This is a genomic window from Kutzneria sp. NPDC052558, assembly GCF_044547355.1.
Taxonomy (GTDB): Bacteria; Actinomycetota; Actinomycetes; order Mycobacteriales; family Pseudonocardiaceae; genus Kutzneria.
In genome coordinates, this window is sequence record NZ_JBIUAG010000046.1 from 1 (window position 1) to 24,512 (window position 24,512).

23 protein-coding genes are annotated in these 24,512 nt (G+C 69.8%); 9 read left to right on the forward strand and 14 right to left on the reverse strand.

The window, feature by feature from the left end; genetic code table 11:
* Window positions 1-252: 252 nt before the first annotated feature.
* The gene (locus ACIG5F_RS44775; protein ID WP_396526354.1) at window positions 253-852 is read right to left on the reverse strand and encodes a nucleotidyltransferase family protein; all 600 of its coding nucleotides are present in this window, start codon (window positions 850-852) and stop codon (window positions 253-255) included.
* A 207-nt stretch (window positions 853-1,059) separates the two neighbouring features.
* On the opposite strand from ACIG5F_RS44775, the gene ACIG5F_RS44780 reads away from it, so the two are divergent.
* Window positions 1,060-2,577: an arabinofuranosidase catalytic domain-containing protein gene (locus ACIG5F_RS44780; RefSeq protein ID WP_396526355.1), complete on the forward strand. Its 1,518-nt coding sequence runs from the start codon at window positions 1,060-1,062 to the stop codon at window positions 2,575-2,577.
* Between the two features lie 70 nt (window positions 2,578-2,647).
* Here the strand turns inward: ACIG5F_RS44780 and ACIG5F_RS44785 are convergent, their stop codons facing one another.
* Genes ACIG5F_RS44785 through ACIG5F_RS44795 form a run of 3 tightly spaced genes read right to left on the reverse strand, consistent with a single transcriptional unit; the run spans window position 2,648 to window position 5,880 of the window.
* Window positions 2,648-4,048: an MDR family MFS transporter gene (locus tag ACIG5F_RS44785; RefSeq protein WP_396526356.1), complete on the reverse strand. Its 1,401-nt coding sequence runs from the start codon at window positions 4,046-4,048 to the stop codon at window positions 2,648-2,650.
* 9 nt (window positions 4,049-4,057) lie between these two features.
* On the reverse strand, window positions 4,058-4,990 hold the full coding sequence (locus ACIG5F_RS44790; RefSeq protein ID WP_396526357.1) for an NADP-dependent oxidoreductase: 933 nt from the start codon (window positions 4,988-4,990) through the stop codon (window positions 4,058-4,060).
* Window positions 4,991-5,004: 14 nt separating this feature from the next.
* Window positions 5,005-5,880 (reverse strand): oxidoreductase, encoded by an 876-nt coding sequence (locus tag ACIG5F_RS44795; protein WP_396526358.1) that lies wholly within the window; start codon window positions 5,878-5,880, stop codon window positions 5,005-5,007.
* Window positions 5,881-5,980: 100 nt separating this feature from the next.
* Between ACIG5F_RS44795 and ACIG5F_RS44800 the strand changes: the two genes are divergently transcribed.
* Complete coding sequence (locus ACIG5F_RS44800; RefSeq protein ID WP_396526359.1) at window positions 5,981-6,955, forward strand: Lrp/AsnC family transcriptional regulator; 975 nt, start codon at window positions 5,981-5,983, stop codon at window positions 6,953-6,955.
* Here the strand turns inward: ACIG5F_RS44800 and ACIG5F_RS44805 are convergent.
* From ACIG5F_RS44805 to ACIG5F_RS44815, 3 genes are all read right to left on the reverse strand, one after another.
* Entirely contained in the window at window positions 6,952-7,878 is a 927-nt protein-coding gene (locus ACIG5F_RS44805) for a hypothetical protein (RefSeq protein ID WP_396526360.1), read from the reverse strand. The two genes, ACIG5F_RS44800 and ACIG5F_RS44805, sit on opposite strands and share 4 nt — an antisense overlap.
* A 1-nt stretch (window position 7,879) precedes the next feature.
* Window positions 7,880-9,313 (reverse strand): phenylacetate--CoA ligase family protein, encoded by a 1,434-nt coding sequence (locus ACIG5F_RS44810; RefSeq protein ID WP_396526361.1) that lies wholly within the window; start codon window positions 9,311-9,313, stop codon window positions 7,880-7,882.
* 258 nt (window positions 9,314-9,571) lie between these two features.
* Window positions 9,572-9,973 carry a hypothetical protein gene (locus tag ACIG5F_RS44815; RefSeq protein ID WP_396526362.1) on the reverse strand — a complete coding sequence of 134 codons (402 nt, stop codon included), beginning with the start codon at window positions 9,971-9,973 and terminating at the stop codon, window positions 9,572-9,574.
* A gap of 529 nt (window positions 9,974-10,502) precedes the next feature.
* Between ACIG5F_RS44815 and ACIG5F_RS44820 the strand changes: the two genes are divergently transcribed.
* Complete coding sequence (locus ACIG5F_RS44820; RefSeq protein WP_396526363.1) at window positions 10,503-10,634, forward strand: hypothetical protein; 132 nt, start codon at window positions 10,503-10,505, stop codon at window positions 10,632-10,634.
* Window positions 10,635-10,686: 52 nt separating this feature from the next.
* Complete coding sequence (locus ACIG5F_RS44825; protein WP_396526364.1) at window positions 10,687-11,889, forward strand: hypothetical protein; 1,203 nt, start codon at window positions 10,687-10,689, stop codon at window positions 11,887-11,889.
* 25 nt (window positions 11,890-11,914) lie between these two features.
* On the opposite strand, the gene ACIG5F_RS44830 is transcribed toward ACIG5F_RS44825, so the two are convergent.
* Both ACIG5F_RS44830 and ACIG5F_RS44835 read right to left on the reverse strand, forming a co-directional pair.
* Window positions 11,915-12,496: a TetR/AcrR family transcriptional regulator gene (locus tag ACIG5F_RS44830; RefSeq protein WP_396526365.1), complete on the reverse strand. Its 582-nt coding sequence runs from the start codon at window positions 12,494-12,496 to the stop codon at window positions 11,915-11,917.
* A 70-nt stretch (window positions 12,497-12,566) separates the two neighbouring features.
* The gene (locus tag ACIG5F_RS44835) at window positions 12,567-13,004 is read right to left on the reverse strand and encodes a tautomerase family protein (RefSeq protein WP_396526366.1); all 438 of its coding nucleotides are present in this window, start codon (window positions 13,002-13,004) and stop codon (window positions 12,567-12,569) included.
* 184 nt (window positions 13,005-13,188) lie between these two features.
* Here ACIG5F_RS44835 and ACIG5F_RS44840 point away from each other — a divergent pair, with 184 nt between their 5' ends.
* Both ACIG5F_RS44840 and ACIG5F_RS44845 read left to right on the forward strand, forming a co-directional pair.
* Entirely contained in the window at window positions 13,189-14,532 is a 1,344-nt protein-coding gene (locus ACIG5F_RS44840; RefSeq protein WP_396526367.1) for an MFS transporter, read from the forward strand.
* A gap of 91 nt (window positions 14,533-14,623) precedes the next feature.
* The gene (locus ACIG5F_RS44845) at window positions 14,624-15,445 is read left to right on the forward strand and encodes an alpha/beta fold hydrolase (protein WP_396526368.1); all 822 of its coding nucleotides are present in this window, start codon (window positions 14,624-14,626) and stop codon (window positions 15,443-15,445) included.
* 117 nt (window positions 15,446-15,562) lie between these two features.
* On the opposite strand, the gene ACIG5F_RS44850 is transcribed toward ACIG5F_RS44845, so the two are convergent.
* The 4 genes from ACIG5F_RS44850 to ACIG5F_RS44865 form a co-directional block, all read right to left on the reverse strand.
* The gene (locus tag ACIG5F_RS44850; protein ID WP_396526369.1) at window positions 15,563-16,063 is read right to left on the reverse strand and encodes a DUF2397 family protein; all 501 of its coding nucleotides are present in this window, start codon (window positions 16,061-16,063) and stop codon (window positions 15,563-15,565) included.
* Between the two features lie 287 nt (window positions 16,064-16,350).
* A complete protein-coding gene (locus tag ACIG5F_RS44855) occupies window positions 16,351-17,079 on the reverse strand; it encodes a YcnI family protein (RefSeq protein WP_396526370.1) in 729 nt (242 codons plus the stop codon).
* 40 nt (window positions 17,080-17,119) lie between these two features.
* A complete protein-coding gene (locus ACIG5F_RS44860; RefSeq protein WP_396526371.1) occupies window positions 17,120-17,668 on the reverse strand; it encodes a hypothetical protein in 549 nt (182 codons plus the stop codon).
* A gap of 163 nt (window positions 17,669-17,831) precedes the next feature.
* Window positions 17,832-19,259 carry a sialidase family protein gene (locus ACIG5F_RS44865; RefSeq protein ID WP_396526372.1) on the reverse strand — a complete coding sequence of 476 codons (1,428 nt, stop codon included), beginning with the start codon at window positions 19,257-19,259 and terminating at the stop codon, window positions 17,832-17,834.
* 555 nt (window positions 19,260-19,814) lie between these two features.
* Here ACIG5F_RS44865 and ACIG5F_RS44870 point away from each other — a divergent pair.
* From ACIG5F_RS44870 to ACIG5F_RS44880, 3 genes are read left to right on the forward strand one after another with little or no spacing between them, the layout of a single operon-like run.
* Window positions 19,815-20,189, forward strand: coding sequence for a hypothetical protein (locus ACIG5F_RS44870; protein ID WP_396526373.1), 375 nt, complete (start codon window positions 19,815-19,817; stop codon window positions 20,187-20,189).
* Complete coding sequence (locus ACIG5F_RS44875; protein WP_396526374.1) at window positions 20,186-21,352, forward strand: hypothetical protein; 1,167 nt, start codon at window positions 20,186-20,188, stop codon at window positions 21,350-21,352. The genes ACIG5F_RS44870 and ACIG5F_RS44875 overlap by 4 nt, the downstream gene beginning before the upstream one ends.
* Before the next feature lie 23 nt (window positions 21,353-21,375).
* Window positions 21,376-23,796 (forward strand): TOTE conflict system archaeo-eukaryotic primase domain-containing protein, encoded by a 2,421-nt coding sequence (locus ACIG5F_RS44880; protein ID WP_396526375.1) that lies wholly within the window; start codon window positions 21,376-21,378, stop codon window positions 23,794-23,796.
* Between the two features lie 387 nt (window positions 23,797-24,183).
* Here the strand turns inward: ACIG5F_RS44880 and ACIG5F_RS44885 are convergent, their stop codons facing one another.
* The gene (locus ACIG5F_RS44885) at window positions 24,184-24,456 is read right to left on the reverse strand and encodes a hypothetical protein (RefSeq protein ID WP_396526376.1); all 273 of its coding nucleotides are present in this window, start codon (window positions 24,454-24,456) and stop codon (window positions 24,184-24,186) included.
* Between the last annotated feature and the right edge of the window lie 56 nt (window positions 24,457-24,512).

Below are 24,512 nucleotides of genomic sequence, written 5' to 3' on the forward strand. Positions count from 1 at the left end.
CGTATCGAGGCAGGCGGAGCCTGCCCGATAGCGCCTTGATACGCCATCGCCCAGAGGCCTCCGCGCAAAATCCACCCGGAGTCAGCTGGATAACGACCCCTCACCCCTCAAACAGACTCCACCCCGCCGCCACCAACCCAAAACGATCCACCCCACCCCTCAACCGAACAACACCCCACCTCTCACCGCAATCCCCACCTCCGGCAACCGCGCGGCGCGGGCACAAGAATCACACCCACACCCACCCACCAACTACTCAGGCCAAGGCAGCACCGTCAACTCCGGCCATCGTTCCCGCCAGCGCCGAGTCTTCGCCTCGTACACACTCCCCGGCGCGAGCACCGGGTTGGGCCGCACCACGAGGTTGAACACATCAGCCAGACCGTGCGGCGCGTAGACCCGCCACCGGCCGTCGGCTTCGAGCCGGATGCCTACGCAGCAGGTGGTCGCCGCGAAGGAGTCGATGGCGGCCTCGGTGGAGGTGTATGGCGGGCAGGGCACGCCGAAGTCGTCTTCGTACCAGAGGTGGACCCGGGCCTCGTTGCGGATGTCGACGACGACGGGCAGGTCGTGCAACGCCGTCTCGCCGGCCTGGATGACCTTGAGCTCCGCCTCCGGGCTGAGGTCGGTGTCGTCGAAGTAGAACAGGTCGTAGTCCTTGATGCCCTCGGCCGGCGGCCGGCCGGTGACGACGTTCCACACGGTCTGGAACACGCAGCCGGCAGTGAGGTACCAGCCGGGTAGGTCGAGCCTGGCGGCGCGGGCCAGGACCTCGGTCAGTGTCTCGTTGCGGCTGAGCGTCGACCGAAGCGCCTCGAGTTGTTCGTCCACCGGAAGCCGAGCGATCCCCATGAGCTCTGTCTAGCAGCTACACCCGTTGCGTCGGTTTTACGCAAAAGAACGACACGGCTTACGTTCAACGCGACGACTTGTTCCAGAGATTGCCCATATCCATGGCAGAGCGACCTTGACTTAGGGATAAAGTCGGTCGAACATGTGCGCTGCACCCGAGGGGAGGGCGCCGACCCTGACGAAGCGCTGTCCCGATGACTCCCGACAATGACGACGGAGGTTTTCGTGCACGCCCTGCCCACGTTCCGACGGCGGCTCAAGCTGCTGCTGGCGGTGGCTCTGGTCCTGCCGGCCCTCGGCCTGGCGACGACCCAGACAGCTGCCGCGGCCACGCAAAAGACTTGCGACCTCTACGCAGCCGGCGGCACGCCGTGCCAGGCCGCGTACAGCACCACCCGCGCGCTCTACGCGGCCTACAACGGCCCCCTGTACCAAATCCAGCGCGCCTCGGACAACAGCACGCTGAACATCGGCCTGCGAGCGGCCGGCGGCGTGGTCAACGCCGCGCCGCAGGTCACTTTCTGCTCCGGCACGACCTGCACCATCACCCAGCTCTACGACCAGACCAGCAACGCCAACCACCTGCCCATCTCCCCGGGCACCTCGTGCGCGGGCTGCTCGGGCGGGCTCAACGGCCCCGGCCCGAACGGCGCGGACATCGGCGCGAACGCGATGGCGCTGCCGATCACGGTCGGCGGCCAGCCGGCCTACGGCGTGCTGGTCAACAACATCGGCACCGGCTACCGCAACAACGCCGCCCGCAACGTGCCCACCGGCTCGCAACCCGAGGGCATGTACATGGTGACCTCGTCCATGCTGACCAGCGGCAACTGCTGCTTCGACTTCGGATCGGCCGAGACCAACGACTCCGACGACGGCAACGCCACCATGAACGCGATTTACTACGGCTCCGCGTGCTGGGTCGGCGGCTGCACCGGCCCCGGCCCCTGGGTCGGCGGCGACCTCGAGAACGGCATGTACTTCAGCGACAACGGCCGCAACCCGACGAACATCCAGAGCGAGACCGGCATGTTCGTGTCGGCGTGGGAGAAGAACAACGGCACCACCAACTTCACGCTCAAGTACGGCAGCGGCCAGTCCGGCGGGCTGACGACCTCGTACTCCGGCGCGCTGCCCAACGGCTACAACCCGATGAAGGTCCAGCCCTCGATCGAGCTGGGCACCGGTGGCGACAACAGCCCGCTGGGCAAGGGCGAGTTCTTCGAAGGCGCCGTCACGTCGGGCTTTCCTTCGGACGCCACCGAGAACGCGGTGCAGGCCGACCTGGTCTCGGCCGGCTACGCCAACAACACCACCACGTTCTCGCGCAGCACCTCCGTGGTGAGTTTCCGCGCCCACGCCAACGGAAAGTACGTGGACGCGCCCAACAACACCACGTCCCTGATCGCCGACGCCACCTCGATCGGCACGGCCGAGACCTTCGACATGTTCACCGACACCGACGGCACCATCGGCCTGCGGGCGCACTCGGACAACAGCTGGGTCACCGCCGAGAGCAACGGCAACTCGCCGCTGATCGCCAACCGCGGCGGACCCGGCCCGTGGGAGACGTTCTACCTGCTGCACAACCCCGACGGCAGCGTGAGCCTGCGGGCCTACAACAACCAGCACCTGGTGACCGCCGAGAACGCCGGCGCGTCCGCGCTGATCGCCAACCGCACCGCGGTCGGCCCGTGGGAGGAGTTCGACCTCATCACCCACTGACACGCAAGGGATCCGTGCCCCGCGCGGGCACGGATCCCTCTGTCCTGAACAGGCGTCCTGAATGGACGTCCTAAACGGACACCTGTGGCTCGACGCTGGGTTTGCGGGTGGCGAGGGTCAGCGCCACCCCGGCGCCGAGCAGGGCGATCAGCGCGGCGATGCTGAACGCCACGTGGTACGGGTACACGTCGCCGGCCTGGCTGTGCTGCCCCCCGGCCAGGGTCAGCGCGGTGGTGAGCGCGGCGACGCCGACGGCGCTGCCGAGCTGGCGCAGGGCGTTGAACAACGTCGACGCCGCGCCGGTGTCGCGACGGGCCACGTTGGTGAACGCGGTGGCCTGGGCGGGCACGAAGATGTGCGCGATGCCGATGCCCAGCACGAACAGGATGATCCGCATCGGCCACAGCCCCGCGGTGCTGGTGATCAGCGTCAGCGAGCCGATCGACACGAACACCAGCAGCAGCGCGCACACGCTGGTCCAGCGCGGCCCGAGCCGGGCGTGGGTGAACCGGCCGGCGAAGGTCGAGCCGACCATGATGCCGATCGCCTCCGGGAACGTGGACAGGCCGCTGACCAGCGGGCTGACCCCCAGGCAGTCCTGGAGGAACAGCGCGGCCATGTAGATCACGCCGAAGAACGAGGCCATCGTCAGCACCATCACGCCGGTCATCGACCGGAACAGCCGGTCCCCGAACAGCCGTAACGCCAGCAGCGGCTCGGGAGTGCGCCGCTGGGTGATCACCAGCGCGACCAGCAGCACCACGCCGAGGACCAGGGTGGCCAGCACCAGCGGATCGCCCCAGCCCTGCTCCGGTCCGGCGCTGACGCCGTACATCAGGGACGCAAAACCCAGGCCGGACAACAGGAATCCGCGAAGGTCGAAGCGGCTCACCCGGGTCTCGTCCAGGCCCCGCAGGAAGAGCAGGCCGTAGACGAGGGCGATCACGCCGAACGGGATGTTGACCAGGAACACCCACCGCCAGTTCAGCGAGTCGACCAGCACGCCGCCCAGCAGCGGGCCGGCGGCCGGGGCCAGTGTGGTCGGGATGGTGAGAATGGCCGAGGCCCGCATCCGTTCCTGCGGCGGGAAGGCCTGGAACAGCATGGCCATGCCGACCGGCATCAGCATGCCGCCGCCGATGCCCTGCAACACCCGGAACCCGACCAGCTGCGGGAACGAGCCGGCCAGCCCGCACAGCGCGGACGCGACCGTGAACAACACGATGGCGGCGAGCATGACCCGCTTGGCGCCGAACCGGTCGCCGAGCCAGCCGCTGGCCGGGATGACCACCGCCAGGCTGACCAGGTAGCCGACCGACACCGCGCCGACGCCGGTCGGCGCGACGCCGAACTCGGCGCCGATGCTGGGCAACGCCACGTTCACGATCGCGGCGTCCATGATGGACATGAACAGCGCCAGCACGAAGACCACGCTGACCGCGATCTTCGGCCGCGCCAGGACATTCGTCACGATGAGCTCCTAAACGCGCGGGACGAGCACGACGCCGCCGCGCAGCCCGCCCTTGGCCAGCAGGGTGTGCGCGTCGCCGGCCTGCTCGAACGGGAAGGTCTTGGCCACGCGCAAGGTCAGCCGGCCGCTGTCGACCAGCCGGGACAGCTCGGTGAGCTCGACGCCGTCGGCGCGGGCCTGCACGAGGCCGACCCGGATGCCCCGCTCGGCCGGCGGCGCGGCCGGCGGCGTCACGGCGACGAAGGAACCGCCGTCACGCACGGCCCCGATCACCTTGGCCCCGAGCGAGGCGGTGTCGAGGACCCCGTCCACGCCCTCCGGCACGACCGAGCGCACCGCGTCGGCCGGATTGCCGCTGCGGGCGACAAAAGTCGCCCCCTGGCCGGTGAGGAACGGCTCGTCCTCCTGGGCCGCGATGGCGATCACCCGCAGGCCCTGGTGCAGGGCCAACTGGGTGCCGAACGTGCCGATGGCGCCGGCCGCTCCGGTGACGGCGACCGTGTCGCCCTGCTTGAGTCCCAGGATCTTCAGGGCCTGGGCCGCGGTGTGGCCGTTGAGCGGCAGCGTCGACGCGGCCTCGAAGTCCACACCGGACGGCGCCGGCGCGAGGAAGTCCGCCGGCAGCACCACGTACTCGGTCTGGGTGCCGATCTTGGTCTCCGGCCAGTTGGACATGGCCAGCACCGGCTGCCCGACCACGAAGTCGGTGACGCCGGGCCCGACCGCGTCCACGGTGCCGGCGGCGTCGACCCCGAGCACGTACGTCGGGCCGGGCGGCACCATGCCGCCCAGGTAGCCGGACCGGGCCACCACGTCCAGCGGGTGCACCGCGGCGGCGTGGACCTTGACCCGGACCTGGCCGGCGGCGACCTCGGGAATCGGACGGTCGGCGACGGCGAGCACGTCCGGGCCGCCGAAGTTGGTGAAAGTGACAGCACGCATGGTTTTCTCCTGGTTCAGTGCCGCGCCCACGGCGCGGCGGCCTCGGCGGCGCCGACGGCGTTGAGCGTGGCGACGGCCTCGGCCGGCAGTTCGATGTCGGCGGCGGCCACGTTCTCGCGCAGGTGCGCGACCGAGGACGTGCCGGGGATGAGCAGCATGGTCGGCGAGCGCTGCAACAGCCACGCCTGGGCCACCTGCAGCGGCGTGTGCCCCAGGCCGTCGGCGACCTGCTGCAACGTGTCCGACTGCAACGGCCGGAACCCGCCGAGCGGGAAGAAGGGCACGAACGCGATGCCTTCCGCCGCGCAGTAGTCGACGAGGGCGTCGTCCTTGCGCATGGCGAGGTTGTAGAAGTTCTGCACCGAGCGCACCGGGGCGATCTGCCGGGCCGCCAGGACCTGCTCGGTGCTGACGTTGCTGACGCCGAGGTGCTTGATCAGCCCCTCCCGCTGCAACTCGGCCAGCACGGTGAACGGCTCGACGATGTCGGCGGCGGCCGTGGTGTCGGTCATCCGCAGGTTCACCAGATCGAGCGACGGCAGGTCGAGGTGCCCGAGGTTGTCGTGCACCGCCGAGATCAGCGCGTCCCGCGTGATGGCGGCCGGCCAGGACTTGTCCGGGCCGCGCCGGGCGCCGACCTTGGTCACGATGTGCAGGCCGGCCGGGTAGGGGTGCAGCGCCTCACGGATGAGCTCGTTGACGGTGTGCGGGCCGTAGTAGTCGCTGGTGTCAATGTGCGTCAGGCCGAGCGCGACGACCTCGTGCAGCACGGCGACGGCCGCGTCCCGGTCCTTCGGCGGCCCCCAGGCCATCGGGCCGGCCAGCTGGATCGCCCCGTATCCCATACGAGTCAGGCTCAGGTCGTCCGCCAAGTGGACGGTGTGGTTCATGGTTCAAGGATGATCCGGCAATATCGGGAATCACGCATCACGAGCGGAATCCGCCACCAAACCTCCATGACAGACCCGTTCGGGCGAGTAATCTGCCAACATGGAGCGAATCGACCGGCAGATCGTGCAATGCCTCCAGCGCGACGGCCGCGCCCCCTTCCGCCGGATCGCCGAGGCCCTCGGCGTCTCCGAACAGACCGTCGCCCGACGGTACCGCACCCTGCACAGCGACGGCGCGCTGCGCGTGCGGGCGCAGCTGGGCAACCGCGTCGCCGGGACGCAGCGGTGGTTCGTCCGGGTGCAGTGCCGGCCGAACGCCGCCGACGCCCTCGCGGACGCGATCGCCGCCCGCGACGACGTGGCCTGGGTCAGCACCACCTCCGGCGGCTCCGAGATCGTCTGCGTCGCGTTCACCGGCCCGGGCGCATCGCACAGCTCGGTGCTGGCCAAGTTGCCGCGCACCAGCCAGGTCCTGAGCTTCACCGCCTTCGCCGTGCTGCACATGCACGTCAGCAGCGACACGAAATGGCTCGCCTACGACGATCCGCTCACCGCCGAGCAGATCGCCGCACTGCGCCCGACCCACCCCGACGCCGACGCGGAGCAGACCCCGATCCGCGACGACGACGCGCCGCTGCTCGCCGAGCTCAACCGCGACGGCCGGATGGGCGTGGTGGCCCTGGCCCGGGCGACCGGCTGGCCGCAGTCTCGGGTGTCGAGCCGCCTGGACGAGCTGCTGTCCTCCGGCGCGCTGCACATCGCCGTCGACCTCGCGCCGCCCCAGTTCGGCTTCCACGCCGACGCCTACCTCTGGCTCACCGTCAGCCCGGGCGAGCTCGACGCCACCGGCCAGGCGCTGTCCCTGCATCCGGAGACCACCTTCTCCGCCGCCGTCACCGGTTCGGCCAACCTCCTGGTCACGGTGACCTGTCGCAACACCGAGGACCTCTACATGTACGTCACCAGCCGGATCGGTGCGCTGCCGGCCGTGCACCAGGTCGAGGTCGTTCCCGTGCTGCACCAGCTCAAGCAGTCCGGCACCAGGGTCCACAATGGACGCCTGGTCCTCGACTAGCCGACGCCCTGCGCGAGCAGCGGCGTCCTCGCCGGGCCGACGACGTCGGAACTGGCCAGGAACTCCCGCATGGTGCGCTCCCGGCCGTAGCGGCGGCGCATCCACAGGTAGCCGAGGAAGGCCACCGGCCCGAACCAGGTCTGCACCGGCACCACGATGTCGGCGCGGGCGTCGACGAAATTGATGATCAGTGGGGCCAGCGAGGGCACGACGCCGCCGAACAGGGCGATCAGCACCAGCGCGACCCGGGCCGCGCGCCAGCCGTAGGCCTTGTACGAGGTGAGCGTGAACAGCGCGTAGATCAACAGGTCGCCGAGGCCGACGGCCGCGTCGTAGAGTCCGATCCGCATCCCCACCGACGGATCCAGCGGATAGCCCAGGAAGTCCTCGACCAGCGCGTTGGTCAGCGGCACGAACGCGGTGAAGACGATGTCGTAGCCGGCCAGCACCAGCGCGAACCACGCCACGTGCCGCAGCCGCATGCCGCCCTGCACATACAGGTTGGCCACCGCGATCGCGCCAAGGAACACGATGATGTCGCCCTCGGCCCAGAACACCTGCCAGCCCAGCACGGTGCCGAGCATCGTGCGGCCCAGCCACAGGTTCAGGCCGACCAGGATCCCGATGCCCAGCCACAGCGTCGTCGGCCGCAGCAACGGCCGGTAGCCGATGGACAGCGACGTGACGAAGGTCAACGCCAGCAGGCAGGTCGTCGCCCAGCGGGGCAGCAGGATGTAGATCTCCGGCAGGGTCGCCAGGAACACCACCAGGATCGCGATGTCGCGGCCGTTGAAGGTGCCGATCGCCGGCCGCTCCAGTCGCACCCGGCGCAGGTAGAACAGCGCGCACAGGCTGACCGTCAGCGCCCCGATCAGCACGACGCCCAACTGGAACGCGGTCTCGAACGCAATGTCATTGCCCATGTCACGCTCCGATGAGGGCGGGGCCGGCGACGAAGGTCCGCTCGTGCAGGTCGCTGCGCACGGGCCGCAGCGACCGGGCCTGGTCGTCGCCGACGATGACGAGGTCGACGTCCAGGCCGAGGTCGGCGAGGCGCCGACCGGCGGCGGCCTCGCCGAGGCCCGCGATCGCGGCGGTCGGCAGGGTCAGCCGAATCCGTCCATTGTGGACGTCCGCACGGAAGCGAGCGGGCCATGGCCGCGTGGGCAGCGCCTCCACCGCCTCGACCAGCTGCCGGGGCGTGATCACGGTGCTGGATCCCAGCCGCATCAGGTGATCGGCCTTGCCCAGCAGGTGACTTGTGGCCGGCACGGCGGCCAGCTCGCAGGTGAGCGGCTCGTCCGGCAGCATGCGGACCATGTCCCGGGTGTCGTAGCGCAAGACCGGCATGCAGTCCCGGTAGGGAAAGAACGGCGTGATCACGATGGTCGCCAGCGCCCCCGGCGCGGCCGGCTCGGCGGTCTCGATGTCCAGGTACTCGACGAGCCCGGTGGTGAGGTCGTGGTGCAGGTGCCCCTGACCGCACGACCGCGCGGCCACCGGAATCACCTCGGTCATGCCGTAGTTGTCGCTGATCTCGGGCACGCCGAAGGTTTCCCGGACGGCCGCGGCGACGCTGGGCGAGAGCACCTCGCCGCCGGCCTGGATGCCGCGCAACCGGAAGTCGCCCGGGCCAAGGCCACGCCGGCGGGCCGCCACCAGCATTTCGGCGAGGTAGCTCGGACTTGCCGACAGCAGCGTGGATCCGCCGTCGGCCAACGCGTCCAGCGCCTCGTCCACCGGCACGACGCCGAGCACACGGCAGCCGGCGCCGACCAGCCGGCAGGACGCGACGTCGAGGTGCACCGCGGCTGTCTGCCGGGAACTGATGTTGACCTGCATGACATCGCTGGGCCGCAGGTCGTCGCGGAGCACCCCGGACAGGGCGATCAGCGCCGGCCACAGCTCCATCTCGTAGCGGGAGAGCCAGATCTCGGCCGGGCGGCCGGTGGTGCCGGTGGTGCGGGTGGACAGGTGCCGGGCGACGTCGCCGCACTGGAACTCGGCCGGCCGCGCGATCAGGTCGTTCTTGACTGTCACGGGAATCGCGCCCAGCCCGGCGACATCCAGCCGATCCGGCCGCACGCCGGCCGCCTCGAACCGGCGGGCGTAGAACGGCGACTGCGCGGCGAGCCGGGCGGCGGTGTGCCGGATTCCCTGGTTCGCCAACTGCAATCGGGCCTGCGGATCACTCGCCGGTCCGTCGACGATCTGCTGCACGTCCGCGCCGGGCTCGCCGAACTCGGCCAGCGTGGTGAGGGCGTCCTCGACCAGCCGGCCGAGATTGCGCGTGTTGAGCCGGCGGCCCCGCACCATGCTCATCGCCATCCTGAACTGCCTGACCCCGGTCTCGAACACTGCCGCTCCTTGTCGTGTGTGCCGATGCCGGAACCGGGCGACGCTCGTGACGAACGCCGCCCGGTCCGCGGCAGGACCGAACCCGAGCCGGTGGCCGGGAGCGATCCGTTCGAGGGTTAGAAGTTCGAGCTGACCGCCGCGGCGAACAGAACCGCGGACAGCGAGCCCATCACGTACCGAGCGTGCTTGACGGTGCTGATGAAGGCCGACATGGCTACCTCCTCTCCGGATGCTGACGGGTGTTCCGGCTCGGCGCCGCTACTTGCACGAACCGTTTTCACAGCACGTGCACGCGGTGACCACGACCTTGATCGTCATGCGGTCGTGCACCGAGCAGGTCAGGTAGTACGTGCCGGGCTTGTCCCATTTCCCGGTCGTGTACTCGGCGTTGGTCTCCATGAGGTGGTAGCCGGCCATCGGCACGTCGACGGCGTCGAGTATGTGCCCGGACCGGCCGGGGCCGATGGTGTGCGCCCAGCGGGAGTTGTTGACCAGCAAGAGGGTCTGCCCCTGGCGCACGGTCACGACGTCGCTGGCGAACACTTCGTGGTCCATGCCGACCGCCCCGGCGGGCGGGGCCGCGGGATCGGCGCCCAGGGCCGGCAGGAGCACGCCGGCCGCCAGCAGCGGCACGGCGAAGAGAATCCGCGGAATGGGCACGTTTTCCCCTCCAGCATGATTGGCGGCGTTCATCGAGAACGCGTGGTGATCCCACCAATCGTGGCCGGCGGGATTCCCGGGCGACAGGGTTTCCTTTTCCCGGACTACCGGGAAAGGCTTCCCGGGAGCAGCCATCCGGCCCGAGGGTTGCCGACGATTCCCCCGGAAATTCCTGGCCACCCCCGAGGGTCCGGTCTAGTATGTACGATTTGTCGGCCGAACAATCCTCGTTCGCCGCAAGGGCGTCACGGAATGGGTTTAGTCGATGACCCTTGGTGGCGTCAACGTCTAATCGGCTCAACCGTTCCTAGTGCGCGGCGTGGCCGGATCGACTCGAATCAGGGCCGTCGGCGGGTCCAGCCGCTGTCGTAGGCCTCGGCCGCAAGCATCCGCTGGTCGGCCGCAACGCACCGGACTTCCAGCTGGCGGACGGCACCCGTCTCGGCGGCCTGATGCACGACGGTCGCGGCATCGTGCTCGACTTCAGCCCGACCAGCGTCTGCGGGATTCGTTCGGGCGACTGCGTTATGTGGCCGGCACGGCCAAGGGCGACCTCGGGCTGGCCGCCGTGCTCGTCCGACCCGACGGCGTCGTCGCCTGGGCGGGTGAACCCGGCTTCGACCGGGACTCGTTCGCGCAGGTCGTCAGCCGGTGGTTCTGAACGGCCGTGTCGTTCGGCGCCGCCGGCTCCGTGTTCCGACACCATGGTCTTCATGACGTCGATCCCGCCCGCCGACACCGTCGCCCGGTTCCTCGTTCGCGCTCGTCAGATCGAGCAGGGGGTGCGGCCGCTGACCGCCGACGGGGAGCCGACCTTCTACCCGAAGGTGCTGAGCGCGGTCTGGCGGCTGCTGGACGAGTCGCCGACTTCGACCGCGCGGCAACATGATCAGCTCACCGAGCTCAACGCCGCGTGGAACGCCGACGACGCCGAGCCCGCCGCCCTCGCGCTGCGGACCCTGCGTTTCCTCGACCAGCTACGGGAATCCGGGGCTCTCACCATCGACGTGCCGCCGGCGACCGTGTACGTGCCCCCGCCCGCCCCCGAGCTGCCCTCGCTCCTCGAACCGCTGAGCGATCTCGAGCCGCTTCCCGAGCTCGATCCCGCCCAGCACAAACGGTTCCGGGTGGAGCTGAAGGCGATCGACGGCTCCCCCGTCGCCGACTACGACGCGCCCGTCGTGGGCCAGACGGTCGAGGGGAGGAACACGGATCTGCGACTGCTGATCACCGACGGGGTCATCCTGCGCATCATGATGGCCCCCTTGCCCGAGGGCGAGTTCGACGTGCGGGTGCGGGTGGTGCCCGCGCGCCTGGATCTCCGCTCCGCCCACGCGGCGAAGGTCTTCGAGCTGGCGGTCGTGCGAGCCGGGGCGATGCTGCTCGGCGCGCCGGGAGGCAAGTCCGTCGAGCTCCCGCTGGCCGGCGCCACCGGGGACAACCTGGTCTGGCAGCAGCGGCTCACCGAGTTGCTGGCCGACCTCATCGACCTCGAAGAGCTGACCGGCCGGGAGATCGGCCTGCCCACCCGGCCCATCACCCTGTTCGACCGGGTCCGGATCCGCCAGCTGCGCCAACTCTGGCGGGGCGAAGTCGTCGCGTGGGACCGAGTTCTCGGCCAGCTGCTCGGCAACGGCGTTCCCCGGTGGGCAGCCGTCCCGCCGTCGGTCCTCGACGTCGGCGGCGTGCGCATCCCCACCCCGGCGCTGCGCCTCGGCCACCCCGACGCGGTCTGGCACGACAACGGCCCCGTCCCGGAGCTCGGCCCCGACACCCGCCACTTCACCGCCACCCGGCCCGACGGCGTGTCCCGATTCCTGGCCTGGTCCCCGCAAACCCGCCCCGGCGACGACCTACCCGACACCGCCGAGCCCTGGCGCCTCCCCGGCGTCGGTGAAGCCGACTGCCCGTTCTGACCTCGTGCTTGTTCGACGAACTGCACTAGCTCACGGCGACGCTTCGCGCGCGCTCGACCAGCACCGCCTTCACGGCGTCGAACGGCTCCGGACTGCGCAGGGCGCGGGAGGTCACCAGAGCGCCCTCGGCCCCGGCCACCGCGGCGTGCGCGAGCTCCCGCGCGGCCGCGGTCTGGACGCCGAGGACGACGAGTTGGAAGGCCATGCCCTCAATGATGATCGAGAACGAGCGGCGGGTCACGGCGTCGAGGTCCCGGGCCTGTCCGCTCGCCTCGATCACCAGCGGGGCGACGGCACAGCCACGCTGATAGCCACTGGCGACCATGCCGTCGCGGGCCAGGTCGAGGTAGGCCGTCACGAGGTCCTCGGCCGATGACGAGGAGGCGGCGATGCGGTTGATCTCCTTCACCTGCTCCTGGGCGTGGCAGTCGGCCGCCTCGGCCGCCATCTGGACCTTGCCCTCGGGGAAGTGGTGGTAGAGCGAGCCGCGGGGCGCGGCGCTGCGCTCCACCACGTCCGACAGCGCCATCGCGTGGTAGCCCCGTTCGCGGATGAGCTGCCGCGCGGCCGCCACCATGCGCTGCCGGCTGTCCGACCGTCTCGCCATACCTCCACCTTAACTGAACTACCGCCGGGATATACCGCCCGTCATAGCACGGTGGCGGTGTCGAACGCCTTCACTCCCCCGAACCCTCGGGCGCCGTCGCCGTGCGGTCGAGCGCCTCGCGCGCGACGATCTCAGTGGCGGGAATGCCGTCGGCGAAGGAGAAGTTGATCGGCGGCGTCACGTGCATCATCACGAACACGTCCGCCGACCGCACGCCGGGGTCGGCCTCCAGGTTGCGCACCAACGCCCGATAGAACGCCTTCTTCTTGTCGTCGCCGCGCGGCAGGCCGTCGGTGATCGTCACGATCAGGAAGTCCTCGGACCGGGGACCGCCGCGAAAGTCCTTGGGGTACACCATTTCCGCGGGCTCGTGCTGGCGGATGAGCTGGAACCGGTCCTCCGGGACCATGCCCAGGCCCTCGACCAGGGCGTCGTGCACACCCTGGGAGACGGCGGCCAGATGGCCGGCGGGCTTGCCGCGGAGCAGGTCGATGGTCACGAACGGCATGGCGGTGATCCTCTCGCGTGAAGTATGTCGCTCAGCATACCTAGATCTAGGCCACCCGTCAGACGGGCCGTGCATCGAATCACCGGACAACAGCGCCAAAAACGCCTAAAGACCGCCTTCCATCAGGACGTCGGCCACCCTATCTCTATGTCGGTCGGTATAAATAGGTGGTAGCGTCCGATGCATGGAAGAACGCCGCACGCTGGCCGTCAGCTGCCTGGCCACGGTGCTGGCCATGGTCATGTTCACCATGCCGATGAGCACCCTGGTCGAGCTGGCCCGGACGCTGGACGCGGGCGTCACCGAGCGGACCTGGATGCTCGCCGCGGCCAGCGTCGGCCTCGGCGCCGGTCTGCTGATCAGCGGCGCGCTGGCCGACCGGCTGGGCCGCCGCGTCGTGTTCGCGATCGGGGCCGGCGCCCAGGCGCTGTTCCTCGTTCTCGGCGCGACCTGGGCCGATCCGATCGTGTTCATCGTCGGCCGCGTCGGCCAGGGCCTGGGCGCGGCGGCGCTGATCGCGACCAGCCTCGGGCTGATCGCCCAGGTCACGCCGCCCGGGCATCGCCGCACCCGCGCCACCGGGATCTGGGGCGCCAGCCTGGGCTGCGGCATCCTGGTCGGGCCGGTGCTCACCGCTCTCGTCGGCCCGTGGCGCGTGCCCTACCTGATCGTGGGGGCGCTCAGCCTGGCGTTGATCGTCTTCGCCCGTGCGCTGCCGGCGAATCCGGCCCGGTCGTTCACCGGCCGCATCGACTACCTCGCCGCCGTCTGCCTGGTCGCCGGGCCGAGCCTGCTGCTGGCCGGGCTGACGCTCGGCCGCAGCGGATGGACGCAGCCGGCCGTGCTGATCCTGTTGGCCGCCGGCGTGATCGTCCTTGTCGTGTTCACGGTCCACGAGCGGCGGACCGCTTCGCCGCTGGTCGACATCCGGCTGTTCACCAACCCGCACTTCGTGACCGTCACCGCAGCCGCCTTCGCCGCCGGGTTCGGGGTCATCGCCCTCACCTCGTACACGCCGGTCCTCGTCGACCAGGGCATGCACGGCTCCGCGCTGGCCGGCGCCGTCCCGCTCGTGGTCTGGGCCGGGATCAGCGTCGTGACCGCCGTGCTGGCCCGGCACCTGCGCCGATGGATCAGCCCCGACGGGCAGCTGGCCATCGGGCTGATCATCATCGGCGCCGGCCTGGCCGCCCTCGGACCGCTGTACGACGGCGACACCCTGCTCCGGCTGCTCCCCGGCTTCGCCGTCGCCGGCGTCGGCACCGGCATGCTCAACGCCGCCCTGGGCGGGCAGGCCGTGGCCACCGTCCCGGCCCACCACGCCAGCATGGGCAGCGGCACCAACAACACCGCCCGCTACCTGGGATCCGGCCTCGGCGTCGCCGTCGTCACGTCCACTGTGGACCCCACCGCTCTCCTGTCGTCGTGGGAGACGCCGGTGATCATCGGCAGCGCGGTGTCCGCGGTGATCGGCATCGCGATCCCCGTCTATCTCCGTTCGGCGCGTCAGGCCCAGACGGTGTCGTGAGCGCGACCCGCACAGTCATTTGACTCAATCAGCACCGCGGCCGGCCGAAATAGGGTCCTCGGCGTCCACAGCCCATCTCCCGAGGAGTCCCATGAGCGCCGACGTTTCCCGCCGTCAGGCCCTGAAGGCCGGCGCCGCGCTGGCCGGAGCCGCCGCGCTCGCCGCCGGCCCCCTGGCATCGCCCGCCGCGGCCGCGAAGGCGAAGCCCACGATCGTCCTGGTGCACGGCGGATACGCCGACTCCTCGTGCTGGAACGCCACCATCCAGGAGTTGCAGCACAAGGGCTACACCACGATCGCCGGCTCGAACCCGCTCAGAGGCATCCCCACCGACGCCCCCTACATCGGGAGCCTGCTCGATTCCATCAGCGGACCGGTCGTGCTCGTCGCCCACTCCATGGGCGGCACCGTCATCACCAACGCCGCCGCCGGCAAGGACAACGTCAAGGCCCTGGTCTACATCGCCGCCTTCGCCCCCGACCTCGGCGAGACCCAGGGCGAGCTCATCGCCAAGTTCCCCGGCAGCCTCGTCGGCCCGGTCAGCGTTCCCGTGCCCTACACCAAGGCCGACGGCGCCACCGGCACCGACCTGTACCTGAGCAAGGACGGCCAGGCCGCCTTCGCCGCCGACATCCCCGAATCCACGTTCCGCGTCCTTCAGGCCACCCAGCGGCCGTTCGACGCCGACTCGTTCACCTTCCCCACGCAGGCCGCCGCCTGGCGCACCATCCCCTCCTGGGGCCTCGTCGCCGGCCAGGACAAGGCCATCCCGCCCGCCTGCGAACGCTGGATGTACGCCCGTGCCAAGGCCCGCCGTGTCGTCGAGGTCCCCGGCTCCTCCCACGTCGTGATGCTCAGCCACCCCAAGGCCGTCGCCGACCTCATCGTGGAGGCCGCCACCGCGACCTGCTGACCCCGCGGACCCCAGGTCGACGACGCCGGTCGGCGGCCGGTGAGTAGCCGGGCGGGCTCGGCTGCGCGGGTCCCCACCCTGTCTAGCGCGGTGCGGTGAGGGAATCGAGGTCGAGGGTCAGAGGCCAGGGCCGGCCGATGTCGACGACGCCGGTCGGCGGCCGGTAGTGCCGGTCTCCCTCCACCAGCTGGTAGGGCACGCGTTCACGTGTAGCTCTTGCAGAAGGAATCCGAGCACGTCCTCCACCGCCCGGTAGGCGCGGTAGCCGGCCTGGGAGAACTGGTTGACGTAGTGCCGGTTGCGGTACTCGGCCAGCGTCGCCGCGCGGGCTCCGTCGTAGCTGCGCTCCAGCACCCGCCAGCCGTACAGCTGGTCCAGGAGCGGCGTGACGTCACCGGCGATGGCGGGCATGTCCGGGTGGCTGTCCGCCAGCACGGCCAAGGTGGTGGTCACGTCCGTCGCGTGCAGCAGGACCACGTAGTTGGCCCGAGCGTGCTCGAACGCACGCAGCACCCACAGATAGTCGGCGCGCTTGTCCACCGACGCGAAGGTGAACAGCCGCAACCGGTCGTCCAGCTCGAACGCGTCCACGCTGAACGCGTCGCCCGCCTCGCTCATCGGCCTCCTCCGCGCCCGAACCTACCGTGCTCGAACCGCCGGTCTGCCATCCACCGAGAAGGACCGGCTGCTGCGGCGGTTCATCGAGGCCGTCGCCCTGCTCGCCGATCTGCGGGCACTCGCCGCGCGTGACGGCCGAAGTGACGCGTTCACCCGGCGAAGCTCCGCGCTGCGGAAAACCCACGCCCGCAAACCCAGTCTCATCGACCGCCTCGATCGGGCGGGCATCTGACCGGTCAGCTCAGATAGACCACGCCCGACCGAGGCCACATCATCCACGAGTGACGCTATCCCTTGTCCTCCGCCGGCGTCCCGCGCCGGCCACGCACGGCGATGACGATCCCGAGGGCGAGCCCGAGGATCCCGATCGCCAGGCCGGCGCCGCCCAGCCAGCGAGCGGTGCTGTCCGATGTGGACGCCGGGTCGTCGGCCGGCTTGGCCGGAGCGGCATCGGCGTTGTCGGACACGAGGGTGAGCGTCGGAGCGGGGTGCTCGGGCTCGGGTGCGCCGGCGGCGGCCGGCGGGTCGATCCAGCGGACCACGTCGCCGTTGCTGTAGGTCTGCAGCGCCTTGAACGTGAGTTCGTCGGCGTTGTCGGCCAGCGGGCCGGCCAGCACCGAGAACCGCAGGAACTCGCCGGGCTTGATCTGGTTGCCGGGGTCGGCGGTCCAGGTGACGGTCTGCACGGCGTCCTTGACGTCGGAGTTGTTCTGGTGCACCGGGGTGGGCAGCGTCGTCATGGTGACGTTGGCCGTCCAGCCCGGCATCGGGGACGTGCGGGCCTCCGCCACCGGATGGTCAAGGGGGAAGCTGACCTCCAGCTTGACCACGCCGGCTGTCTCCTCCTCGTTGGGCACGCGGAAGGTGATGGTGGCGTCGTCGCCCTTGGTGGCCTGGCCGGGGTCGGTTTCCACGTGTGCGGCGGCGCTTCCGGCGCCCAGTAGGACGACGGCGAGCGTGACGGCGGCGACGGCGCCGAGCCGTGTGAGCGCGTGCGAGGGTGAACGAAGTGACATTGCTCCTGACTCCTGTCAGTACGGTGGGGTGTAAGGGAATTCAGGAGTCGGACGGGGGTCCGCGGCGGGCTCGGACCCGCCGCAGCACAACCATGACCTCGGTGCGGGGCCGCTCGGTGGTCACGGGCATGGCCACCGGTGCCCACGCCGGCAGCGTGGGGATTCGCCGCGGCAGGGCCGCCGAGAGCGCGTCGACGACGGCGGCCAGGACCGCGTCGGCGTGGGTGAGGATGACCGCGAAAATGACGGTGGCCAGCACGTGGGCGATCGTCATCGACACCGGCCCGGCTACCGCGCGGCCGGCCAGCAGCATCTCGTGGCTGGTGGCCTTCATCGACAGCAGGCTGTGCACGGCCAGTTGGGTGCTGCCGAGAACCACCATCAGGACGCCACGGGTGCGGACCCGCTCGGCGAGGATCGTGCCGGCGCCGGCGAGCAGCACTGTCGGCAGCAGGAAGAGACCGATGTCGGGGACTCCGCCGCCGGCCGCGGCGTGCGCGGCGATGGTCAGGGCGGTCGAGGCGCCGGCCAGCAGGCAGCCCCGCAGCGCGCGGAGCGCGGGGTCTGCGGGGCGTGGAACGGCGGGCACCGGCGCAGCTTAGCGACGCCGGATTAGCGGCCGGTAACACCGTCATCAGGAGTGGCGCCGCACGGTGCCCGGTCGTGAACCGTGCGGCGACCTCATCATGTTGACCGCGCTGTTCGTGTCGAAGCGCAACGGCGGCGGCCCACGTGCGACATCCGTCAGCACCCTAGAAGGCCGTGCTCACACCAGCCTGCTGAGTGGACTGCGACTCGGTTGCGGGAGTAGCTCGCACGGTGCCACCAGTGATCGCCAGGCCGCCGGTCGGCGCGAACATGCCCATCGCGAACGTCGACCCGGTGGGCGCGGACGCGATCGGGACAACGGGGAAGGCATTACCTCCGGCCCGGACGGAGGTGGAGATGTAGTCGCCGAACATGCGGCCCTGCGAGGTGTTGGGAATCCAGGACAGCGTCATCGGACCGGCGACCTGGGTGGCGGCGCTCCAACTCGTGCCGCCGTTGGTCGAGGAGATGAAGCCGACGTCGAGCCGGCAGGTCGACGCGGTGCAGTTCGAGGTGGGATAGAAGTAGTAGGTCAGGCCGATCCGCGCACTGGCGCCGGCCGTCGACGGGTCGACGCCGATGCCGGGCACGAAGTGGTCGACGGTGCTGGTGGTGGCGTCGATCGGCACCCGTGTGGGCGACGTCCAGGTGGCGCCGTTGGTCGACTTGCTGAGCACGATGTCGTTGGCCGGGCAGCCCGAGCGGAACCGGCAGTCCGACCAGGCCACGTAGGCGGTGCCGGCGGAGTCGATCTCCGCCGACGGCAACGCCTCGGTGCGGATGTTGCCGGCGTCGGTGTGTCGGCTGACGCTGGCCACCAGCACCGTGCTGCTCCAACTCGCCCCGCCGTTGGCCGAGGTGAACGAGCGGATCTGGTCGTTCAGCGACAGGTACGGCACGACCACCGTGCCGTCGGGCCGCACGATCGGCTGGCCGCCGAGGCCGGTGGCGTTGTTGCCGGTGGCCCTGGCCGGTCCCCAGGTCAGGCCGCCGTCGGCGGAGGTCTTCATCCGCAGCGCGTCGCCGGAGCTGGTGACGTCGTACTCGGTGTAGCAGTTGCCGAAGAACGGGCTGGTGGCGGTGTTGTCGCAGACGATCCAGTTCTTGTCGTTCGATCCGGTGGCCGTGGTGACCGGATTGCTCCAGGTCAGGCCGCCGTTGGTGGAGCGGCTGGTCAGCACCGGGGTGCCGGGGCAGTTGACGCCCAGCGAGGAGATGAGCCAGACGTTGTGCTTGGCGTCGAAGGCCACCGACGCGTCGCTGATCTGGCCGCACGGGCCGCCGGAGTTGCCGGTGGTGGCCGGCAGGAACCCCTGCGTCCAGCTGGCCCCGCCGTTGGTGGAGGTCGCGAACCCGATGTTGGACGAGCCGCCGCCGGAGACCCGGCCGACCTGGAACGCCGACACGATCGTCGAGCCGAAGGCGAACGTGTCCGGCTCGACCTCGGTGCGGTGCTGGGCCTGCGCGTCGGTGAACGGGTCGGCGCTGACCTGGGTGACCGCCACGTTGGCCGACGCCGGGCCCGCAGTCGCGAGCAGGGCGGCGACGACCACAGGCGGGAGCGTGGCGGCAAGGAGGGACAAGCGAGGCATGGTGCCATCACCTTCTTCGGCGTAGCAGGGGTCGCCGCGTCCGGCGCGGCGGGCGGCAAGGGCCGCGAACCATGGCTCGACGCCCATCCAGCCACAAATCCGGCAACGGGAAAAGCCGCCGGGTGGCCCACACCGAAGGTATGTCCACTTCGGACGGAGAGCGGGTGACTCGGTCAGCTAGGTGACCACGGCCAGGTCGGCGAATTGCTTGCCTCCCAAGAAACACCCGGGCGGGCACCCCGTCACCGCTCCCGTCGTTCGCCCTAGCGACCCTGGCGGGCCGACATGGACCGACGGAGACAGGCCCAGCCCGGAGCCGAACGGGTCCGACCTCGGCCGCTATCCACCTCTACCCCCTCGGCCGGTCCCGCGCACGAATCGGCACGCACTTGGGCGTCGACCCAACCATCGTCCTCCAACCGCCTTCGAAGACGTGGCGTCCGCACCCGCGACCCGCGCGGACGACCTCCGCCTCGGCATGCCGGCGATGAGCCGGTGCGCCATGAACGGCGGTGCCTCGAGCAGACCCTCCCGCGATGGCTACGCTGACGCCTCATGGCAAGGGGTGTTTCGAAGTCCATGGCGCGGATGACCGGCCGGTGGCGGATCGTGGAGATGAGCAACTGGGACCGCGATGCCATCGACCTAGCCGAACCGGGGTTCATCGCGTTCGGCAGGAACGGGACCGGCGACTTCGGTTTCATCGCCGTCCGCGGTTGGCTGGACTGCCGCCCGATCGAACGGGACGGCCGGCCCGGTGTCGAGTTCACCTGGGAAGGCGTCGACGAGGGCGACCAGGTCAGCGGACGCGGCTGGGCCGTTCTCGTCGATGACGAGACGATCGAGGGCCACCTGTTCTTCCACCTGGGCGACGACTCGACGTTCCGGGCAGAACCCTTCACCCCTGCCGACCGACTGGACGGGCAGTGAGCGAGTACCAGTACTACGAGTTCCTGGCGATCGACCGCCCGCTCGACGATGCCGAGCAGGTCGAGGTCCGGGCGCTGTCCACCCGGGCGAGGATCACCGCCACCAGTTTCGTGAACGAGTACCACTGGGGCAACTTCAAGGGCAGTCCTAGCCGGTTGATGGAGCGCTACTACGACGCGCACCTGTACGTGGCCAACTGGGGCACCCACCGGGTGATGTTCCGTCTGCCCTGCGACCTGCTCGATCAGGTCGTCGTCGAGGACTACTGCGTCGGCGACCAGGTCAGTGCCTGGACCACGCACGAGTTCACCCTGCTCGAACTCACCAGCACGGACCACGCCGGTGAGTTCGACTTCGACTACGACCCTGAAACGCTCCTGTCGGGGATCGTCGGAGTCCGCGCCGAACTCGCCGCCGGTGACCTCCGACCGCTCTATCTCGCCTGGCTGGCCGCCTACGGCGCATGGGAACGCGACGAAGACGTCTTCGACCGCGACGCCGACGACGATCTCGAACCACCGGTTCCACCCGGGTTGGGCGCGCTCACCGCGGCGCAGCGGGCGCTGGCCGACTTCCTGCGCCTCGACGACGACCTGATCGCGATCGCGGCCCAGGCTTCTCCACCGCTGGAGCAGACCACTGACGATTCCGAAGACCTCGGCGCTTGGGTGGCCCGCCTACCGGTTGCCGAGAAGGACCGGCTCCTGGCACGGGTCGCGCAGGGCGAGGCCGCGCGAGTGCGGATGGAGCTGCTGCGCCGCTTCCGCGGCGACACCGCCCCCACCAGCCCCGTCCCAGCCCGCCGGACCGTGGCCGACCTGCTCGACGACGCGGCGCGGCGACGAGCCGACCGTGAACGCAAAGCCGCCGCCCAACGCGCCAAAGACGAGGCACGCCGGGAACAGGCGCGCCTAAAGGCCCGCGAACAACGACTCGACAAACTGGCCGACGAGGAAGACGCCGCGTGGTCGCGCGTCGACGCGCTGATCGCCACCCGGAAACCGGCCGAGTACGACGCCGCCGTCACCCTGCTCACCGATCTGCGGGCGCTGGCCGAACGCGAGGACCGCTACGACACGTTCACGTTGCGCACCAACGCCTTGCGGCAAACACACGCGCGCAAACCCACCCTCATCCAACGCCTCACAAAGGCGGGCATCTGACCATCGGAGCTACGGTGGGTTCCGTGGACGACGATCTCCAGCCAGCGACGGTCGCGGGGCTCGCCGAGGAACTCGCCGAGCTCCGTGCCGTGACAACGCGATTGCGCGCGGAAAACGCGCGGTTGCTGCGGCTGCTGGAGCTGACACCCAAACAGGCGGCTCCGCCCGGCCCGGTGCAGACCGGTATCTTCGAGGCGCACCCCGGCCCGGTCGACCGGCGGTCGGCCCCGGAGTCGAAGGTCGATTTCTTCGCTGCCTTGTTCGCCGCTCGCACCGACGTCTACGCCACGCGGTGGGAGAACACGCGTACGGGCAAGGCGGGCTGGCTGCCAGCGACACGTGGCGGATGGCGCAAAGGCGTTCGTCATGAGGACCGCGACTATCTGCCGCTGAGCAAGGACGTATTGCGCGCACATCTGACCGGTGACGTGCGTGTCGGGCTGTATCCGCTACTGGACGGCGATCTGTGCTGGTGGCTTGCGGCTGATTTCGACGGCCCGATGGCGATGCTGGACGCACTGGCCTACCTGAAGGCCGCCAGGGCGTGGTCGGCACCGGCAGCGTTGGAGGTATCGCGCTCGGGAGTGGGCGCGCACGCGTGGGTGTTCTTCACCGCCCCTGTGCCCGCGGAGACCGCTCGCCGACTCGGCACAGCCCTGTTGCGGGAGGCGATGGCGGTGCGTGGTCGCATGGACCTGGCCAGCTACGACCGGCTCTTCCCGTCGCAGGACGTGCTGCCCTCCGGCGGTGTGGGGAACCTGATCGCCGCACCATTGCAGGGCAAGGCCCGCCAGGACGGGGCAACGGTATTCCTCGACCTGGCGACGATGGAACCGCACGACGACCAGTGGGCCTACCTGTCCTCACTCGGCCGAATGAGCCCGGCCGAGGTCAATCGGGTCGCGCGCCGCGCCGGCGGAATCACCGTCGGCACCAGCATCGACAAGATCGGCACCGCGGTCTCGACCCGGATCCGTGCCACTGCGCCATCTATTGTGCATGCCCGGCTCAGGTCGGGAATCCGCCTGGAATCAAACGAGCTGACCCCAGCGTTGCACGCCACGCTGAAGCACGCCGCGTCAATGACGAACCCACTGTTCTACGAGCGCCAGCGCCTCCGAATGTCCACCTGGGACACACCGAGATTCCTGCGCAGCTACGACGAAACCCTAGACGGCGGGCTCATCGTGCCTCGCGGACTGCGGGACACGGTGGCCGCGCTGGTCGAGCAGGCAGGCAGCCGCCTCGAGGTGACCGACGAGCGGCAGCCCGGTGAGTCGCGGGAGTTCACCTTCGCCGCCACGCTGAGCGGCGAGCAGCAGGACGCCGTAGACGATCTACGCGACCACGACCTCGGTGTGCTGGTCGCGCCGCCGGGCGCGGGTAAGACCGTGATGGCCTGCGCGGTGATCGCCGCCCATGCGACCTCCACGCTCGTGCTGGTCGACCGTAAGGCCCTGGCCGACCAGTGGCGCACGCGCATCAGCGAAATGCTGGGTGTCAAGGCCGGCCAGCTCGGCGGCGGTCGCCACAAGACCCGTGGCGTGGTCGATATCGCCATGCTGCAAACCCTGGCCCGCAAGACCGACATCGAGCAGCTGACCAGCGACTATGGGTTGATCGTTGTGGACGAGTGCCATCACATCCCCGCCGCGGCATTCGAGCATGCCGTCAAGCAGATCCCGGCCCGACGCTGGCTCGGACTCACAGCGACGCCGTACCGTCGTGACAAACTCGACGACCTCATCGCGTTGCAGCTCGGGCCGGTGCGCCACACCATCACTCACTCCACACCAGCACACAAGGACAGTGCGCCCCAGCTCGAACTCGACAAGACCGCCCAGCGTCCGATACCGGTACTCCATGTGCACGACACCGTCTACCGCTACCGCGGCGACGCCGACCCGACGAAGCCTGGCGGCATGGCGGCCATCTACCGTGATCTCGTGGCCGATGACGTCCGCCTCACACAGGTCGTCAACGACGTGAGGGCCGCACTGGAACGGGGCCGGCACTGCTTGCTGCTCACCCAGTGGACAGCCCATGTCGAACGGTTCGCTGACCGGTTTCAGCAACGGTCGCTCGACCCCGTCGTACTGCGCGGCGGCATGGGCGCCACCGCCCGACGAGACGCCCTCAGCCGGCTCCACGCTCCGGTTGGGAAGACGCCGCTGTTGGTCGTCGCCACCGGGCCATTCGTCGGTGAAGGATTCGATTGCCCCGTGCTGGACACCCTGTTCCTCGCCGCTCCGATCGCGTTCAAGGGACGCCTGGTCCAATACGCAGGCCGTATCCTCCGCGCCTCCCCCGGCAAGGCCACTGCCGAGGTCCATGACTACCACGACGTCAACACCGGCGTCCTGGCATCGTCACTGGCCAAACGCGCTCCCGGCTACGTCAGCCTCGGCTTCGCCGACCCCCGCCGATCAGCTTCAACCCGTTGACGCAAGCCGACTTGGCGCTTGGCCATACGGGTCAGGGGCCCGGCAAAGTCGTTAATGCTGGTCAAGCCCGGATTCCCAACAGTGCGAGTGGCCGTGTGACATCTCGCGCGGTCGCACGGAGCGCGGCACCGATATTGCGGTGGCCCGCCAGGCGTAGAAGGCTGACCGCCAGGCTGCGGAAACTGGCCAACACCCGCGGGGCGTTGCCCATGCGGACCCGGGAAGCGTCTTCACCGTAAGTGACATCCCGGACGTAGTGGAGCCTGTTCTCGATCTGCCAGTGGTTGAGCACGTGCAGGGCGATCTGTGTGGCGTCGGCCCTGGTCGCGGGCAGGCTGGTGACGCCAAGGACTGACTGCGACGGCACTGCCCGTCCCGGTCGCGGTGTCAAACACCATCAGCTCGGTCAATGGCTTCGCCTCCGAATCCGCCGCACAGAACCACGCCGACGACATGGAGTCCGACCAACGACGCGGCCAATGGCGCGACCCCGCCGCCGGCAAGACCACCCTCGGCGAGTTCCTCGACACCCACGAATAGCTCGACGCGCAGGATATCGACTCCTGCACCGAGGACAACTACCGCAGCATCATCAAAAACCACGTCCGCGACCGCCGGGACGACACCGCACTCGAAGACATCACCAACCTCAAGGTCCAATCCTGGAAGAAGAAACTCCGCGCCCAGAGCCTCGACCGATACCGAACTCGTGCATC

Coding starts and splice junctions, on each gene's coding strand:
- ACIG5F_RS44835 (WP_396526366.1), bottom strand. CDS start 13,004: ATGCCGTTCGTGACCATCGACCTGCTCCGCGGCAAGCCCGCCGGCCAT.
- ACIG5F_RS44790 (WP_396526357.1), bottom strand. CDS start 4,990: ATGCGTGCTGTCACTTTCACCAACTTCGGCGGCCCGGACGTGCTCGCC.
- ACIG5F_RS44830 (WP_396526365.1), bottom strand. CDS start 12,496: ATGGCGAGACGGTCGGACAGCCGGCAGCGCATGGTGGCGGCCGCGCGG.
- ACIG5F_RS44775 (WP_396526354.1), bottom strand. CDS start 852: ATGGGGATCGCTCGGCTTCCGGTGGACGAACAACTCGAGGCGCTTCGG.
- ACIG5F_RS44825 (WP_396526364.1), top strand. CDS start 10,687: ATGACGTCGATCCCGCCCGCCGACACCGTCGCCCGGTTCCTCGTTCGC.
- ACIG5F_RS44795 (WP_396526358.1), bottom strand. CDS start 5,880: ATGAACCACACCGTCCACTTGGCGGACGACCTGAGCCTGACTCGTATG.
- ACIG5F_RS44800 (WP_396526359.1), top strand. CDS start 5,981: ATGGAGCGAATCGACCGGCAGATCGTGCAATGCCTCCAGCGCGACGGC.
- ACIG5F_RS44850 (WP_396526369.1), bottom strand. CDS start 16,063: ATGAGCGAGGCGGGCGACGCGTTCAGCGTGGACGCGTTCGAGCTGGAC.
- ACIG5F_RS44855 (WP_396526370.1), bottom strand. CDS start 17,079: ATGTCACTTCGTTCACCCTCGCACGCGCTCACACGGCTCGGCGCCGTC.
- ACIG5F_RS44840 (WP_396526367.1), top strand. CDS start 13,189: ATGGAAGAACGCCGCACGCTGGCCGTCAGCTGCCTGGCCACGGTGCTG.
- ACIG5F_RS44805 (WP_396526360.1), bottom strand. CDS start 7,878: ATGGGCAATGACATTGCGTTCGAGACCGCGTTCCAGTTGGGCGTCGTG.
- ACIG5F_RS44865 (WP_396526372.1), bottom strand. CDS start 19,259: ATGCCTCGCTTGTCCCTCCTTGCCGCCACGCTCCCGCCTGTGGTCGTC.
- ACIG5F_RS44845 (WP_396526368.1), top strand. CDS start 14,624: ATGAGCGCCGACGTTTCCCGCCGTCAGGCCCTGAAGGCCGGCGCCGCG.
- ACIG5F_RS44870 (WP_396526373.1), top strand. CDS start 19,815: ATGGCAAGGGGTGTTTCGAAGTCCATGGCGCGGATGACCGGCCGGTGG.
- ACIG5F_RS44780 (WP_396526355.1), top strand. CDS start 1,060: ATGACGACGGAGGTTTTCGTGCACGCCCTGCCCACGTTCCGACGGCGG.